Origin of the sequence: Fictibacillus fluitans (assembly GCF_030418125.1) — a bacterium.
GTDB lineage: Bacteria > Bacillota > Bacilli > Bacillales > Fictibacillaceae > Fictibacillus_C > Fictibacillus_C fluitans.
Genome location: NZ_JAUHTR010000001.1, coordinates 41,140 through 58,306 on the forward strand (window position 1 = coordinate 41,140; position 17,167 = coordinate 58,306).

Genomic DNA, 17,167 nt, shown 5'->3' on the forward strand with positions numbered 1-17,167 from the left:
GAATGTCTAAGAAAATTCGAATCGGAATCATCGGGTGCGGCGGAATTGCCAACGGAAAGCATATGCCGAGTCTTTCAAAAATTGATGAAGCAGAGCTTATTGCTTTTTGCGATATTGAGAAAGAAAGAGCGGTAAAAGCGGCCAGGGATTTTGGAACCGCGGATGCAAAAGTATACAGTGATTACAAAGAGCTCCTTCAAAATGAAGATGTGGACGTTGTGCATGTCTGCACACCCAACCACTCGCACGCAGAAATTACGATTGATTCACTTGAAGCAGACAAGCATGTTATGTGTGAAAAACCAATGGCCAAGACATCGGCTGACGCTAGAAGAATGGTAGAAACAGCGAAGCGGACAGGGAAAAAGCTCACGATCGGATATCAGTACCGGTTCCGTTCCGACAGCTGGCATTTGCACAAGCTGTGCGATCGGGGTGACTTTGGAGACATCTATTATGCGAGAGCCCACGCCATTCGCCGCCGGGCAGTGCCGACATGGGGAGTCTTTCTGGATGAAGAAAAACAGGGAGGAGGCTCGCTTATTGATATCGGCACTCATTCACTTGATATGACGCTGTGGATGATGAACAATTATGAACCGCAAGCTGTTCTTGGCACAACATTCCATAAATTAGGGAAGAAAAAAGATGCAGCCAATGCATGGGGCCCATGGGATCCTGAGAAATTCACGGTGGAGGACTCTGCATTCGCAATGATTACGATGAAGAACGGTGCCACCATTTCGCTTGAGACGAGCTGGGCGCTCAATACCCTCCACACCGGTGAAGCACGTTGTACGTTATGCGGGACAGAGGGAGGCGCTGATATGCATGACGGCCTGCGGATCAATGGAGAAGATCTTGGCAAGCTTTACACCAATCAAGTTCAAATTGACGGAAAAGGAGTCGCGTTCTATGATGCTGATCAGGAAAGTGATGCCGACCATGAAGCCAGACTTTGGATCCATTCCCTCCTGAATGATACGGAGCCGGTGGTAAAACCAGAGCAGGCGCTCGTCGTTACGGAAATTTTGGAAGCAGTATATGAATCGGCAAGAACAGGCAAGGCCGTTTATTTTGACGATAATGGCAGGAGAGTACCCGATGGAGAAAGAACAGATCAGGTGCTTCAATAAGGTAATAGTTTTGAAGCGGCAGGAAATTCCTCTGCCGCTTTTTTATAGGAGATTTTTAGTTTACATAAGATCTTTAAATGTTTATACTTCCTGATATTGGGCTAAATTCTAAGACATACAAGTATTTATGTTTGGCTTATAAACTATCAACAGGGAGGCATCACCATGGCATATAACAAGCCGGGCAGAGTTAGTGAAATTGCCATTGAGGCAGGAATTGACAAGGCGCGGTCGCCGGCAATAAATCTCCTTATCCTTGGTTTTTTGGGCGGAGCCTTCATCGCACTTGGGTTTTTGCTTGATATCCGGGTCAGTGGCAACCTGCCGAAGGAATGGGGGAGCTTTGGCTCTTTTCTGGGGGCAGCCGTTTTCCCGGTCGGACTTGTTCTGGTTGTTCTTGCGGGAAGTGAGTTAATAACGGGCAATATGATGTCTGTGCCAATGGCATTGTATGCGAAGAAGATTACATGGAAAGGTCTTTTGAGGAATTGGGTTTTTGTCACGATAGCCAATTTAATCGGGGCGCTGTTTGTGGCTTATTTTTTTGGACATGTAGTTGGACTGACGGAAACTGGGCCTTTTCTCGCCAAGACGCTGGCCATTACGCAGGGTAAACTGGAAGAATCTTTTTTTCAAACGTTAATTTCTGGGATCGGCTGTAACTGGCTCGTATGTCTGGCCATTTGGATGGCGTATGGAGCAGATGATGCTGTCGGTAAGATTTTCGGTATCTGGTTTCCGATCATGGCATTTGTTGCCATAGGTTTTCAGCACGTGGTCGCCAATATGTTTCTCATTCCAGCGGCTATTTTTGCCGGCTACTACACGTGGATGGATTTCATCGCAAATGTCATTCCTACTTTTATTGGAAACGTTATTGGCGGAGCCGTATTTGTTGGGTTCATTTACTTCTATACCTACCAAAAAAATAGCAGGGATAAAGCAACAAGAAAAGTTTCCTGATTGTTTCATAGAGCTCTTGCGCAGAATCGCGAGAGCTCTTTTTTTTTATAGATCTGACACGCATTTCACATAATGAAAAGAAAAGGTGTTAGGAAATCTTACAGATTAAATGAATTAAGAGATGATTTGCTATATGCTCAGGTTAACATAGGAAAATTTTCTAAACGGGGATGAGGACGTTTGAAAAAAGAGATGGATTTAAATTGTGATGTTGGAGAAAGCTTTGGGATCTACCGATACGGATCAGATGAAGCCGTGATGCCTTTCGTCAGTTCCGCCAATATCGCATGCGGTTTTCATGCTGGGGACCCACACGTCATCAAAAAGACCATTGATCTTGCCGCTTCTTATGGGGTACGCATTGGGGCTCACGTTGGATTTCCAGACCGGATCGGATTTGGTACCCGTGATATAAAAGCAGATGCGCAGGAAGTCTATGATTATATTATCTATCAAATGGGGGCACTGGATGGATTCCTGACGATAGCAGGGTTATCCATGTCACATATTAAACTTCATGGATCACTGTATATGATGGCTTCTGAGCAGAAGGAAATTAGCTGTGCAACCATTGAGGCGATTCAGGCGTTCAACCCCGGACTGGATGTTTATGCGCTTCCAGGGTCCGAACTAAGCATAAGAGCTGAAGGGGCAGGCTTGAGGGTGATGAATGAGTATTATGCGGACCGGCCATATGATGTAAATGGTGAAAAAAGATTTGGCTGGTGTGAAGAGGAGATCGGCAGTCCTTTTAAAATTGCAGAAACGGTCATGAAGGTGCTGGATCAGGAGTCATGCGATCTGCAGACTGTGTGTGTACATAGCGATACCCGTGAAGCCGCAAATATTATGAAACTGGTCCGCAATACACTTGTTCATGCAGGCTGGAGTATACGCTCTTGTAAAAAACTTTTGGTATAGCCAAAGGTTTTTTATTTGCCGTTATATTACAGGTCCGTTACTTATATATATGGTTAGTGCATTTTCAACCATAAATGGCGGCGGCTTGGGAGGTGATAAGCGTATGGGGAAAATTACGGGGATTTATTTGGCTGCAGGACATAGCAGGAGAATGGGTGTTAACAAACTGGCTCTTCCTTTGAAACATTCAAACGTGGGAAGCCTGGGTTTGGACAATGCGTTGAACACAAGACTTGATGACATGATCGTTGTGGTTAAAAAAGAGGATTGTCTTGACTGGATAAATCCAGTAGTAAAAGAGAAAACGAAAAGGGGCCGGTGGATGCTTGTGCGCTGCGGAGCAGAAAATCAAGGGCAGGCTGAATCATTAAAGACAGGTGTCCGGCAAGCGATAAAATTACAATCGGATGCAATAGTCATTATGCTGGCCGACCAGCCTTTTGTGACGGCAGAAATGATTGAAAACCTGATGAGTCGTTATGAGAGATTTAATCCTCTATATGTTGCCTCCCGTTTCCAAGGGATTATTCAGCCACCCGTTCTGTTTTCCAGTAGTGTATTTCCCGCTTTGCTCAAACTTAAGGGAGACCAGGGAGCAAGATCCCTCTTTGAAGATTATCAAATCAGCCCGGGATCTTTTATCGATTATAAGGACGAACGTTTATTATTTGATGTGGATGATATGAAAGACTATAAAAAGGCAAAGAAATATTCAACAAGTTAGACCTGTTTCAATCCCTATCCTTTGCCGTCCCGCGAAGAAAAATCAGCAGCTTTTCAAGCCAATCAAGATCATACTCAATGTTGCTTCTGGCATGCGATGTAATAAAATCAATGTTTTCCGAGATTTTTTTGCTGTAATTTCCCCACCATACCGGAAGATGAGAATCATTTTGCAGTTGAAATCTCTTTTTTGTCCGTTCAACCGCTTTCTCCGTAAGGTCAATGATCTTTGCGAGGTCAACATGTTTTAGAAAGAGAAGGGAAGCGTAGAGCGGACGAAGGTTGCTGAAGGTTTGGAAGCTTTTATAAATGTCTTCTTTAAGGGCTTCCCGTCCTTGATCAGTTATGCCATAGGTCGTTCTCTCCGGCCGGTTATTTTCACGGCTAACCTCTATTTTTGTAATGTATCCCTTTTTTAATAGTGATTCGAACCGGTAATACAGCGTACCGTCGTTCACCTTGACGATCTCTTCATCACTAATATTTTTTTGGATAAGCTTTTTAATTTCATAGGGATGATTATTGCCTTCACACAATATTCCCAAAATGAAAATTTGAAGTTGCATAAACTGGGCACCGCTTTCCGCCATTTTGCTTTGTATTTTGTCTAGTTTACCCTAAATGGAAGCGGAATGCATCACGTAGACCAACGCGAAAAAGAGGCGTTTATGGTTTGCGGCTCTTTTGGAAGACAACAGTTCCTGCTTAATAGATTAAAAGACGTGCATCTGTAAATGTGTCAGCGACTGGCCAGTTGCGGAATCCGTTAAGTTTTCCTCAAGTTCAAATGATTCAACAGACCGAATTCCTTCAAATTTCTGTACAAAGGTTTTTAATGCGATGTTCAGTTCAAGCCTTGCCAGAGGGGCGCCCAGGCAAAAATGGGGACCGCTTCCGAATGTAAGGTTCTTTTTATTGTTGGGCCGGTGGATATTCAAAGAAAAAGCATCTTCAAACATCTCTTCGTCAAAGTTGGCAGCGCTCATTCAGGCTACAACAATATCGCCTTTTTTCAAAGGAGTTCCGAGCAGGTCGTTGTCCTGTTTCACCGTACGGTCCCGCTTGGAGGTGTGGAACCGGTACCGCAGCATTTCCTCTATGGTGTTCGAAACGAGTTCTGGGTTTCGATGCAATTCTTCATATAAATTAGGATCGTCATAAAGCATGGAATAAAAGGCATTGGCCAGCATATGGCTAGTTGTTTCAACTCCGGCTCCCAAAATGAGCATACTGGTTCGAACAATTTCATCATCAGTGAACCTTTCTCCGTCCACTTCGACGGTGATAAGGTCTGAAATGATGTCATCGGCTAAATTTTCCCGTTTTTCAAGAACAATTGGGTAAAGGTACTGATAATACGCTAAGGCCGCTTCTTGTTTTTTGCGTTCGATTTCCACGTGATTATTCTTGTCATAAGGCTGGAAGAGAATATCCACCCAGTCCTTGAATTGGTGGCGGTCATTAATGGGTACACCAAAAAGTTCAGCAATGACCAGACTTGGCAGCGGGGCGGCAAGGCCTTCAACGATATCAACAACAGCATTTCTTGGCATCGCTTCAACCAGCTCGTCCGCGATCCGCTGGATGCGCGGCTCCCAGACTTTTAAACTGCGGGGTGTGAACGCGGCAGCCAGTAGAGAGCGGCTTTTGCGGTGGCGGGGAGGATCAACGTTTACGAGGTTGATTTTATCCGGGGAAGTTCCTTCTTTATTGTTCGCTCCAACTGAGATGGTTGTCTTTGGGCATTCACTTGAAAAGAACTCATAACTGCTCAGTACTTGTTTCACATGCTCATATTTAAAGACATGCCAAGTATCTGTTCCTTCATGGTAAAAGACAGGGCTGTGATCCAGCATTTTTTTAAACCAGTCAACTGGAAAAAATTCTTCCGAACGAGTGTTGAAGTGTTTGACTTCCTTCAATGAAATGATCTCTTTACTCATAAAATCGTTCCCTCCATTTATAGGATTTCCACTCTGGCAGGCTTCGTTTTAATACTTTAATTAAAGTAGTTAATTTTTAATTCATAATACTCTAATTAGAGTATAACAGTCAATTGATAAGTTAATGGTTTTCTTACGAACGTTTATTCGATAAAATAGAAGATGAGGTGACGATATGGAAACGAAAAAAACAATGCAGGAATTGCTTGCATTATTACGAACGGAGCCTTCTATTTCAAATCAGATTGTTCATTGGGAAACCATCGAAGAAAAAGAGGCGGTAACAGGAGCTATTCCTGACTCCCTTCATCCAAATATAAAACAAGCACTGGAAGACAGGGGGGTAACCTCTCTGTATGCTCACCAGCTGACCGCGTTTCAGACGGCTCTGGAAGGAAACAGCTTTGTGGCTGTAACTCCAACGGCATCCGGTAAAACGCTGTGCTACAATCTCCCGGTGCTGCAGGAGATTGCAAACCACCCTGACAGCCGGGCACTGTATCTCTTTCCAACAAAGGCACTGGCTCAAGATCAGAAAGCAGAAATGAACGAATTTATAGATGCGATCGAAATGGATATTAAAAGTTACACGTATGACGGGGATACACCGGCCAACATCCGGCAGGTTGTCCGAAAAGCCGGCAATATTGTGATGACCAATCCGGATATGCTGCATTCCGCGATCCTGCCGCATCATACGAAATGGGTATCTCTGTTTGAAAACCTGAAGTACATTGTGATCGACGAACTTCATACATACCGGGGGGTATTTGGCAGCCATGTGGCCAATGTCATCCGGCGGTTGAAGAGAATTTGTTCATTTTATGGCAGCAACCCGCTCTTTATTTGCACTTCCGCCACGATCGCCAATCCAAAGGAACTGGCTGAAAATCTGACGGGTTCACCCATGAAGCTGATTGACAACAACGGAGCACCAAGCGGAAGGAAACACTTTATTTTCTACAATCCGCCTGTTGTGAATAAGCCGCTGAATGTACGAAAGTCGGCCACTCTGGAGGCAAGAGATCTGGCTGGGTATTTTCTGAAAAACAAAATACAAACCATTGTTTTCGCACGGAGCAGGGTGCGTGTGGAGATTCTTCTCACGTACCTCCAGGAATTGGCCAAAAAGGAGTACGGTATGAAATCCATTCAGGGATATCGGGGAGGTTATCTGCCAACCCAGCGCCGGGCCATTGAAAAAGGGCTTCGCAACGGGGATATCATGGGAGTTGTCAGCACGAATGCCCTGGAGCTTGGCGTGGATATCGGACAGCTCCATGCTTGCATTTTGACAGGGTACCCTGGATCAATCGCCAGTGCCTGGCAGCAGGCAGGCCGTGCCGGCCGCCGTCAGGATGAATCGGTGGTTATCATGGTCGCCAGCTCCAGCCCCATGGATCAATACATCGTCAGCCAGCCTGAATACTTTTTCGAACGTTCACCTGAGTCGGCCCGCATTAATCCCGAGAATCTCATTATTCTGGTGGATCATGTGAAATGTGCCGCCTATGAGCTGCCTTTTGGTGAAGGGGATTCATTTGGAGAGGTGGAGATCGAGGATATTCTTGAGTTTTTAACAGAAGAACAGGTGCTACATCACCAGGGTAAACGTTTTTTCTGGATGAATGATTCCTTTCCTGCCCATAACATTTCTCTGCGCTCTGCTTCACAGGAGAATGTGGTGATTGTCGATCAAAGCGATGTGGCGAACGTACGGATCATCGGCGAGATGGACCGCTTCAGTTCCATGACACTGCTGCACGAGGAAGCTATTTATCTCCATCAGGGAGTTCAGTATCAGGTAGAAAAGCTGGATTATGAAGAAAAGAAGGCCTATGTGAGGGAAGTGGATGTTGATTATTTTACAGACGCAAACCTTGCCGTCTCGCTGAAAGTGCTTGAAATCGATAAAAACACGATTTTACAGGGACAGGAAAGGGCGTTTGGAGAAGTCACCGTCAACGCCATGGCGACGATATTTAAAAAAATTAAATTCGAAACGCACGAAAACATAGGCTCAGGACCGATCCATTTACCGGAAGAGGAGCTTCATACTTCCGCGACATGGCTGGAATTTGACCGGAAGTCATTTGATGATGTAGCTGAAAGCTCCATGGAACAGGGGCTGATTGGAATTGCCAATGTCCTGAGTCATGTGGCTCCGCTTTTCGTGATGTGCGATCCAAGTGATCTTCATGTGGTGCCGCAGATTAAGGCGGTTCATTCGGACAAGCCCACCATTTTCTTGTACGACCGATATCCCGGCGGCATCGGATTGAGTGAAAATGTCTATAAAATCTGGGATACAGTCATCAGGGAAGCGTACCGGGTTATCGATACCTGCCCGTGTGAGTCGGGATGTCCTTCCTGCACAGGAACCATGCTTGAAGGTGATAACGTGAAGGAACTGTCGCTTAAGCTTCTGAAAAAAGTAAGGAGAGATCCGCATGTCGATGCAGTCCAAACTGAATCGCTTTAAGAAGCATCTGGTATCGGAGAATAAAGATCCGGTTGTTAAAGTTCCTCCACTTCAAGACATGGAGCATGGTGACACCTGGGCAGCATTTGAGACGTCTCCCTATTTTTATGAGGACGCATTTTGCCTGATCAGAGAAGTTCGCTATCCCATCAGCCACCGCTGGGGACGCTATTCTTTCAACGAACTGAAAGGTGTAATGGAAGGATGGCGTCAGACGGGGCTCGGCCAAAAACATCCGCTCTCTTCAGGCGGGCTGGCTCCTGCCGATCTATTGTTTTTCGACACGGAAACAACGGGTTTGAGCGGCGGAACGGGAAATACGATTTTTCTTCTGGGCCACAGCCAGGTGGATGATCAAGAGGTGAAGGTGAAGCAATACTTTCTTCCGGGTCCGGGTGCAGAAATTGCCATGTACCATTATTTTTTAACGCAGGTTAAGGAACTGAAGAATCTGGTCACCTATAACGGTAAATCCTTTGACTGGCCACAGGTGAAAACACGACACACGCTCATCCGTGATTTTGTGCCGTCACTGCCTGCATTTGGTCATTTTGATCTGCTGCATGGGTCGAGAAGAATGTGGAAGAGCAGTCTGGAATCCGTCCGGCTGTCTGTGGTTGAAAAGGAGATTTTGGATGTACAGCGGGAGCATGACACACCGGGCTACATGGCTCCCATGCTTTATTTTCAATATCTGAAGAACAACGATCCAGAACTCGTAAAAGGGGTAATGACCCATAACGAATGGGATGTACTTTCCCTGATCACACTTTACATTCATCTTTCCAAACTTTTGCAAAACAGCGGTACGGAAATAACCACCATCGAACAATATGAAAGTGCAAGATGGTTTGAGGCAGTTGGACAGCATGACATCGCGCTGCAAAAGTACGGCACACTGCTGGGGGCCGAAAGCAGCCACAGCAGGCTTGCCAAAAAGGCGATGGCGGCTCTATACAAAAAACAAAAAAGGGAAGATCTTGCTATACCGTTGTGGGAAGAATTATGCCAGGATGCCATTCAAAATGACGAAATCCCCTTTATTGAATTATCCAAGTGGTATGAACACCAGCAAAAGGATGCCCAAAAAGCTCTCTATTATGCCGAGGCAGCTTATGGAATTTGGAAAAATAAAAAAAGGCTTTTAAAGCGTATAGAAGAAAAGGAAAAGGCTGCCTTCGGAACACGAATCCAGCGATTAAGAAAAAAATGTGAATTGTGCTAAAAAAATATAAATTTTGGTGGATAAATGTATTTAAATCTTGTTCTGTATTGTGTAGAATAAGGATGGAGATTTTCATAGGAAAATAATAATTTATTCCCCAGGCAAGCGCAAAAAGTGCGCCGCTTTGACGAATTTTGCAACAAGTGATGAGTGTGTGTAAAAAATGGGGAATCGGGCATTTTCCTGTAAAAATATACTAGTATATCAGGTAATGGAGAGATGTTTCCGTGAGGCAATGGGTAGTGTTTGCTTTTTTTCTTGTTTTGGGTCTGACGTTTTTTGTTGCAAATGAATTAAGTCATGCTACGTGAGGGAACTAATCATTTTTGATTGGTTCTTTTTTTAAAATCCGGAGTAAAAAGGAGAAGTTCATGGTAAAAAATCTGCTGGTGACTGGATATAAATCCCATGAACTTGGGATTTTTAAAGAAAAAGATCCAGGGGTACACTATATAAAAAAAGCGCTGGAAAAACAGCTGACAGCATTGCTTGAGGAAGGACTGGAGTGGGTGATCATCAGCGGCCAGCCCGGGGTGGAGGTGTGGGCAGGAGAAGTGGTTGTTGCTTTAAGAGATGAACGCTTTCCGGAACTGAAATTGGCGGTTCTTACCCCTTTTCTGGAGCAGGAGGCAAAGTGGAATGAGAGCAGGCAGGAGCAGTACCAATCCCTCCTGGCGCAAGCCGATTTTGTTGAGTCCATTTCCAAGAAGACATATTTCAGTCCCAGGCAGCTTGCTGCAAAAAACGGGTTTCTCGTGGAAAAAACGGATGGCATGCTGATCTTGTATGACGAGGATACGCCAGGGACGCCACGTTTTTACCTTGAGCCGGCGAAACGAAGGCAAGAAAAAGACCCGTCGTACGAAATACTGTATATCACACCGTATGATCTTGAACTGATTTATCAGGATGAGCAGGAACTAAAGGGGCAGTTTTGGGAATAAAGCAGGTACCTGAGGATAGAAATTGACTTTTTCTATAACATTTGAAAAAATATAGGCTAGATAAGTGCATTTGAAAGTCGTTCAATTTGTGATGCAACGGTGTTTTAAGCTATAAAAGTTTTATGCCCTAAAGCATGAAAAGAAGCTAAATATTGAGGTGAGACCAGTGAATGGTGAAAAGCGATTAAATTTAACAGCGAAAGAAATTCTGGAAAAAGATTTTAAACAAGGATTCAGAGGTTATGATCAGGATGAAGTCGATAAGTTTCTTGATCTGATCATTAAGGATTATGAGAACTTTCAAAAAGAGTTCGATAAAGTCATCCAGGAAAACAACCGCCTGCGAAAAGAAGCTCAAAATACGTCCGAGCAGACGAGAAGAGTCCCTACTTCATCCATGAATATCAATTCTGATATTCTTCAGCGTTTATCGAACCTTGAGAAGCACGTATTCGGCAGCAAGTTATACGATTGATCCCGTAATTATTATCCATTTGATTTTTAATGCGTATCCTGTTATACTGAATTCTGCTTTGATAAATTACAAACTAATAACGTTCGGGTAATCGCGGCATCTTTTTAAAGATGTTGAGGAAAGTCCATGCTCGCACGGTCTGCGATGGCCGTAGTGTTCGTGCCTGGCGAAACGATAAGCCAGGGTATTCCGGTTTCGACTGGATTAACGGCAGGGAACTCACCTAAGTCCTTTGGGATATGGTGACACTACCTTTAAAGTGCCACAGTGACGTAGTCTTTTCGGAAACGGAAAGAGTGGAACGCGGTAAACCCCACGAGCGAGAAACCCAAATTATGGTAGGGGAGTTTTCTTTGCGGAAATGAACGCGAAGAAGAACAGATGTTAAAGCCATCTGGAGATAGATGATTACCACCGGAGTACGAGGCGGCAGCCGCATGCAGTACAATGGAACAGAACATGGCTTACAGAACGTTATTGGTGACACTTAAAAATGAGAGGGCCCTAGAGGCCTTTTTTATTTTACATAAGAAATTTAGGGTATATTAGTATTGGAAAATCAAACCTAAGGAGATCTCCTATGAACTTAACATATATTGCGACGGCAGCCATGGGGCTGGAATCTCTCGTTGCCCATGAGGTGAGAGACCTCGGTTTTGAGGATGTACAAGTTGAAAACGGAAAGGTTATTTTTAAGGGGGATGAATCAGCCCTTTGCCGGACCAACCTCTGGCTGAGAACGGCCGACCGTGTAAAGCTGCTGGTTGGCGAGTTTAAAGCAGAAACGTTTGACGAACTGTTTGAACAGACGAAGGCGCTTCCGTGGTCTGATTTTATTCCCGAAAACGGTGAATTCCCCGTGATCGGAAAGTCGGTAAAGTCCAAGCTCTTCAGTGTTTCTGACTGCCAGGCGATTGTAAAAAAAGCGGTCGTGGACCAAATGAAGAATGCCTATCAGAGAGAAACATGGTTTCCGGAAGACGGTCCCCTTTACCGGATTGAAGTCGCTTTGTTAAAGGACGTTGCGACTCTGACGATTGACACGAGCGGCACCGGACTGCACAAGCGGGGATACCGGGCACTTCACAGTGAAGCACCGCTGAAGGAAACGATGGCTTCAGCCCTGATTAAATTAACCAACTGGACCCCTGATAAGCCGTTTGTTGACCCGTTTTGCGGTTCCGGAACCATTCCCATTGAAGCAGCGATGATTGGACAGAATGTCGCACCTGGGCTGAACCGGGAATTTGCATCCGAAGAATGGTCATGGATCGATAAAAAGGTCTGGTACAAGGCGGTTGAAGAAGCAAACGACCTGGCGAAATATGATACCCCTCTTGATATCCAGGGATCAGATATTGATCACAAAATGATTGAGCTTTCCATTAATAATGCAGAGGAAGCGGGATTTGGCGACTTTATCACGTTCAAGCAGATGCAGGTGCGTGACTTTACCACAAGGAAAGAGTATGGATATGTTATTTCCAACCCGCCTTATGGTGAACGGATCGGCGATAAAGAAGAAGTGAAACAGCTTTACCGTGATATGGGAAATGTTTTCCGTCAGCTTGAAACATGGTCGGTTTATGTAATCACCTCCAATGAACAATTTGAGCAGTTGTACGGAAAACCGGCCACCAAGAAGCGTAAGCTGTACAACGGCCATATTAAAACTGACTATTATCAGTACTTTGGTAAACGGGCACCTCGAAGCTAAATGGCTGAAGCTTGAGTAATGAAAAGCGTTTGTATGGTCGATACTGTTACAGAGGTGATGGAATGGACCAGAAAGCGGATTATATTCTTCAGCTAAAGCACGCCTACGAGACCATCAAGGCGTTGTCTGAACAGAATGGCGAACCGTATGCTCAGGCATTAATCGAAGCAGACGAGGCGCTGAAACAGGCATTATACTTCGAATTTGGCATCCGTGGAGATAACGGCGTAACAGCATATATGGAACGATTACATTAATAGCAGAAAGAAAACAGTCCAGTCGGGCTGTTTTTTGGTGTTGAAGGAGTTTTTTATTTTTCGGCGAATAATAAGCAGGGTATGGTTAATCTACTTAGATATAGAGAGGAAGAAAAGACGTGGAGAAGGAATTTACAGAGTATGTTAAAAAGATGACGAATATAAATGAGGCGGTAAGCCTGATGTATTGGGATCTTCGTACAGGAGCTCCAAAAAAGGGTGTCAGCCAGCGTTCGGAGGTCATCGGTACACTGTCAGCAGAAGTATTCGCGATGTCAACATCCGATCAAATGAAAACATACATAGATGAATTATCTCAGGAGCAGGTGTACAGCTCGTTGTCTGAGGTAACAAAAAAGACGCTTGAGGAAGTCAAAAAAGATTACGAACGAAATACGAAAATTCCTCCTGAAGAATTCAAAGAGTACGTTATCTTGCAGTCACAGGCGGAAAGTGTATGGGAAGAAGCGAGAGAACGGTCTGATTTTGCCATGTTCCAGCCTTATTTGGAGAAGCTTGTGGAATTCAACAAGCGCTTTATCGGATATTGGGGATATGATGGCAACAAATACAATACGCTCTTGGATATGTATGAGCCTGGAGTAACGGTTGATATTATTGATGCCACCTTCTCTAAGCTTCGTGACCGCATTGTTCCGTTACTGCAAAAAATCACAGAAGCTGGCAAGCCGGATATTTCTTTTCTCTTTGAGAAATTTCCAAAAGAAAAGCAAAAGGAATTCAGCCTTCAGGTATTAAAAGAGATGGGCTATGATTTTCAGGCCGGCCGTCTGGATGAAACGGTTCATCCATTTGCGATCGGGCTAAACCCGGGAGACGTGCGTGTAACGACCCGCTATGATGAAAGTGATTTTAGAACAGCTGTATTTGGAACCATCCATGAAGGCGGCCATGCTCTTTATGAGCAAAACCTTTCTGAAGACCTTGTCGGTACACCGCTCAGTACGGGCACGTCGATGGGAATTCATGAGTCACAGTCGCTCTTTTGGGAAAACTTTGTCGGTCGGAACCGCGGCTTTTGGAAGCATCATTATGCTTCCCTCAAAAAATACGCGGGCGGGCAGTTTGATCAAGTGGACCTGGATGCCTTCTATAAAGCCATTAATATCGTGGAGCCTTCTTTCATTCGTATTGAAGCAGACGAGTTGACTTACGCGCTTCATATCATTGTCCGCTATGAAATTGAAAAAGGCTTGTTCAATGATGAAATTGAAGTGAAGGATCTGCCGCGCATCTGGAATGAGAAAATGCAGGAATACTTAGGAATCACACCTGAAAATGACAGTCAGGGTGTGCTGCAGGATGTTCACTGGTCCGGAGGAAGCTTTGGATATTTCCCGTCCTATGCACTCGGTTATATTTATGCTGCGCAATTAAAACAGGCCATGCTGCGGGAGGTCCCTGAATTTGATGAACTGCTCGAAAAAGGAGAGCTGAAGCCGATTCAGGAATGGTTGAGCCGGAATATACATCAATATGGAAAAACGAAGAAACCGATGGAAATTCTCGAAGACGTAACAGGTGAAGGGTTAAATCCTGATTACCTGATCCGTTACTTTGAGGAAAAATATTCTTCCCTCTACTCCCTTTAAGACTTCTACAGAGCCGGAATCCGGATGGAGGCTGGGATTTTTGGCTGATGTCGCCAGCCGAAAGTCACGCCGCATCAAGGAACGGCTTTTTTTATGTGTTTGAAATGTTGAATTTCAGTCGATATATAAGATAACAAATTTACTTTTTTATTTTAAATAAAAAAGTACTATAAAAGGGGAGAATAGTATGCGGTTTGAAAATCCTACAAATGATGCAATTCGTGATATTTTAAAAAGCAAAAAAAGGATTGCTGTCGTGGGTCTGTCAGACAATCCGATGAAAACATCATACATGGTAAGCTCGGTAATGAGAGATGCCGGTTATGAAATCATCCCTGTCAATCCAACCGTTGATGAAGTGTTCGGGGATTAAGGCTGTGAAATCTTTGCAGGACATTGATGGCCATGTGGATATTGTAAATGTATTTCGCCGAAGTGAGTTTTTACCCGAAGTGGCTAGGGATACCGCAGCCATCGGAGCAGATGTGTTTTGGGCGCAGCTTGGTCTTGCCAACGACGAAGCCTATGATTACCTGAAAGAGCACAACGTGACCCCCATTATGGATAAATGCATCAAAGTTGAGTACGCCAGGTTACTCAGATAGGTCCGGACCACCCGTTACGATGGGGTGGTTTTTTATATAAGTCCAAAAGGTTTTTGCACGATTGGAGCAGAAAAGATAGAATAGAAAGCGGTGCACTTATTTTTTGACATCTGGAATAGAAACAAATGTTCTGTTCTGGTATGATTAGTTTATTGTATTGTATTGTATGTTTTGAAGGGAGAAAGTGTTTTGGCTAGTAAACCACATTTAGATTACAACGATGACGCCATTCAGGTATTAGAAGGCCTGGAAGCGGTCCGAAAGCGGCCCGGGATGTATATTGGGAGCACGGACAGCCGGGGGCTGCATCACCTCGTTTATGAAATCGTAGATAATGCCGTTGATGAAGCACTTGCTGGGCACGGCACCAATATATACGTCACGATACATAAAGATAATAGTATCAGTGTTCGTGACGAAGGACGTGGCATGCCGACGGGGATGCACAGGATGGGAAAACCAACACCGGAAGTCATCCTTACTGTACTTCATGCCGGTGGAAAATTCGGCCAGGGAGGCTACAAGACCTCAGGTGGTCTGCATGGTGTCGGAGCATCTGTCGTTAACGCGCTGTCTGAATGGCTTGAGGTGACGATTCACAGAAACGGCACCATTTATCAGCAGCGTTTTGAGTTTGGAGGAAAGCCGGTTACCACACTTGAGGAAATCGGTACAACCAAAAAAACGGGTACCACCATTCACTTTAAACCGGATCCGTCCATTTTCAGTACTACCAATTATAATTATGAGACATTAAGCGAGCGCATGCGGGAAGCAGCCTTTCTGTTAAAAGGGGTTAAAATCGAGCTCAGTGACAAACGGAGCGGCGAGAGTGAAAGCTTTCAATATGATACAGGCCTTGAAGCGTTTGTCGGCTATTTGAACGAAGATAAAGATGTCCTGCACCCGGTAGTCAGTTTTGAAGGTGAACAAAATGATATTGAGGTTGATTTTGCCTTTCAATTTAATGACGGCTATGCAGAAAATGTCCTCTCCTTCGTAAACAACGTCAGGACCAAGGACGGCGGAACACATGAATCCGGAGCAAAGACCGCCATCACCCGGATCATGAACGATTACGCAAGGAAAGTTTCCCTTTTAAAGGAACGGGATAAAAACCTCGACGGTTCAGACATCCGTGAAGGATTGACCGCCATCGTTTCAGTTCGCATACCTGAGGAAAAACTGCAGTTTGAAGGACAGACCAAAAGCAAGCTCGGAAGCAGCGACGCGCGCTCAAGTGTGGACAGCGTTGTCTCCGGCCATCTTTCCTACTTCCTTGAGGAAAATCCGCAAACTGCTGATATGCTTATCCGTAAGGCTGTAAAAGCGGCTCAGGCCCGCGAGGCGGCCCGTAAAGCAAGGGAAGATGCGCGTAACGGCAAAAAAAATAAGCGTAAAGAGACAATGCTTAGCGGCAAGCTGACCCCGGCTACTTCCAGAAATCCGGCTAAAAATGAGCTTTACCTCGTGGAGGGCGACTCTGCCGGAGGATCGGCCAAGCAAGGGCGGGACCGGCGTTTCCAGGCGATACTTCCGCTTCGCGGTAAAGTCATCAACACGGAGAAGGCAAAACTAGCTGATATTTTTAAAAATGAAGAAATCAATACGATTATTCACGCGCTGGGCGCAGGTGTCGGCTCTGATTTTACGGAAAAAGACTTAAACTACGAAAAAGTCATCATTATGACGGATGCCGATACAGACGGAGCACACATTCAGGTGCTGCTTCTGACGTTCTTCTACCGTTACATGAAGCCGCTTATTGAAAACGGACGAGTGTATATCGCTCTTCCTCCCTTGTACAAAGTCAGCAAGGGAAGCGGAAAGAAAGAAATCATCGAATACGCATGGGATGATAATGAACTGAAACAAGCACAGAAGAAGATTGGTAAAGGCTATATCATCCAGAGGTATAAGGGTCTTGGAGAAATGAACGCCGATCAGCTGTGGGAAACTACGATGGATCCCGAAACCAGAACATTGATCCGGGTGAAAATAGATGATGCGGCCCGTGCTGAAAAGCGGGTGTCGGTTCTGATGGGTGATAAGGTTGAGCCCCGCAGAAAATGGATTGAAGAGCATGTGGAATTTGGTTTAAATGAGGATACCAACATTCTTGATAATGAAAACTTATCTGATGAGTATCCTGAGGAGGTTTAA

General features: G+C 44.8%; 13 protein-coding genes, 1 other RNA gene and 2 pseudogenes. 14 read left to right on the forward strand and 2 right to left on the reverse strand.

The annotated features are described in order from the left end of the window. Positions 1-2: 2 nt before the first annotated feature. The 4 genes from QYB97_RS00220 to QYB97_RS00235 all read left to right on the forward strand — a co-directional run bounded on the left by QYB97_RS00220 (position 3) and on the right by QYB97_RS00235 (position 3,744). Positions 3-1,136: a Gfo/Idh/MocA family protein gene (locus QYB97_RS00220; protein WP_301163948.1), complete on the forward strand. Its 1,134-nt coding sequence runs from the start codon at positions 3-5 to the stop codon at positions 1,134-1,136. 165 nt (positions 1,137-1,301) lie between these two features. After that, positions 1,302-2,099 carry a formate/nitrite transporter family protein gene (locus QYB97_RS00225; RefSeq protein WP_301163949.1) on the forward strand — a complete coding sequence of 266 codons (798 nt, stop codon included), beginning with the start codon at positions 1,302-1,304 and terminating at the stop codon, positions 2,097-2,099. A gap of 180 nt (positions 2,100-2,279) precedes the next feature. After that, positions 2,280-3,020 (forward strand): 5-oxoprolinase subunit PxpA, encoded by a 741-nt coding sequence (locus QYB97_RS00230; protein WP_301163950.1) that lies wholly within the window; start codon positions 2,280-2,282, stop codon positions 3,018-3,020. Between the two features lie 103 nt (positions 3,021-3,123). Beyond that, the gene (locus QYB97_RS00235; protein WP_301163951.1) at positions 3,124-3,744 is read left to right on the forward strand and encodes an NTP transferase domain-containing protein; all 621 of its coding nucleotides are present in this window, start codon (positions 3,124-3,126) and stop codon (positions 3,742-3,744) included. A 7-nt stretch (positions 3,745-3,751) separates the two neighbouring features. On the opposite strand, the gene QYB97_RS00240 is transcribed toward QYB97_RS00235, so the two are convergent. Then, on the reverse strand, positions 3,752-4,309 hold the full coding sequence (locus QYB97_RS00240; protein WP_301163952.1) for a PadR family transcriptional regulator: 558 nt from the start codon (positions 4,307-4,309) through the stop codon (positions 3,752-3,754). A 147-nt stretch (positions 4,310-4,456) separates the two neighbouring features. Next, positions 4,457-5,686, reverse strand: a pseudogene (locus tag QYB97_RS00245) (cytochrome P450). 175 nt (positions 5,687-5,861) lie between these two features. Between QYB97_RS00245 and QYB97_RS00250 the strand changes: the two are divergent. The 10 genes and pseudogenes from QYB97_RS00250 to parE all read left to right on the forward strand — a co-directional run bounded on the left by QYB97_RS00250 (position 5,862) and on the right by parE (position 17,167). Beyond that, entirely contained in the window at positions 5,862-8,168 is a 2,307-nt protein-coding gene (locus tag QYB97_RS00250; protein ID WP_301163953.1) for a DEAD/DEAH box helicase, read from the forward strand. After that, positions 8,137-9,393, forward strand: coding sequence for a ribonuclease H-like domain-containing protein (locus QYB97_RS00255; protein ID WP_301163954.1), 1,257 nt, complete (start codon positions 8,137-8,139; stop codon positions 9,391-9,393). Before QYB97_RS00250 ends, QYB97_RS00255 begins: the two co-directional genes overlap by 32 nt. Before the next feature lie 371 nt (positions 9,394-9,764). Beyond that, a complete protein-coding gene (locus QYB97_RS00260) occupies positions 9,765-10,337 on the forward strand; it encodes an SLOG family protein (protein WP_301163955.1) in 573 nt (190 codons plus the stop codon). Between the two features lie 166 nt (positions 10,338-10,503). Continuing rightward, on the forward strand, positions 10,504-10,812 hold the full coding sequence (gene gpsB / locus QYB97_RS00265; RefSeq protein WP_425589746.1) for a cell division regulator GpsB: 309 nt from the start codon (positions 10,504-10,506) through the stop codon (positions 10,810-10,812). Between the two features lie 79 nt (positions 10,813-10,891). Next, positions 10,892-11,284, forward strand: an RNA gene (gene rnpB / locus QYB97_RS00270) — RNase P RNA component class B. Positions 11,285-11,392: 108 nt separating this feature from the next. Then, complete coding sequence (locus tag QYB97_RS00275) at positions 11,393-12,529, forward strand: THUMP domain-containing class I SAM-dependent RNA methyltransferase (RefSeq protein ID WP_301163957.1); 1,137 nt, start codon at positions 11,393-11,395, stop codon at positions 12,527-12,529. A 62-nt stretch (positions 12,530-12,591) separates the two neighbouring features. Continuing rightward, entirely contained in the window at positions 12,592-12,786 is a 195-nt protein-coding gene (locus QYB97_RS00280; RefSeq protein WP_301163958.1) for a hypothetical protein, read from the forward strand. Between the two features lie 119 nt (positions 12,787-12,905). Next, positions 12,906-14,399: a carboxypeptidase M32 gene (locus QYB97_RS00285; protein WP_301163959.1), complete on the forward strand. Its 1,494-nt coding sequence runs from the start codon at positions 12,906-12,908 to the stop codon at positions 14,397-14,399. Between the two features lie 187 nt (positions 14,400-14,586). Then, positions 14,587-15,004, forward strand: a pseudogene (locus tag QYB97_RS00290) (CoA-binding protein). A 189-nt stretch (positions 15,005-15,193) separates the two neighbouring features. Next, positions 15,194-17,167 (forward strand): DNA topoisomerase IV subunit B, encoded by a 1,974-nt coding sequence (parE, locus tag QYB97_RS00295; protein ID WP_301163960.1) that lies wholly within the window; start codon positions 15,194-15,196, stop codon positions 17,165-17,167.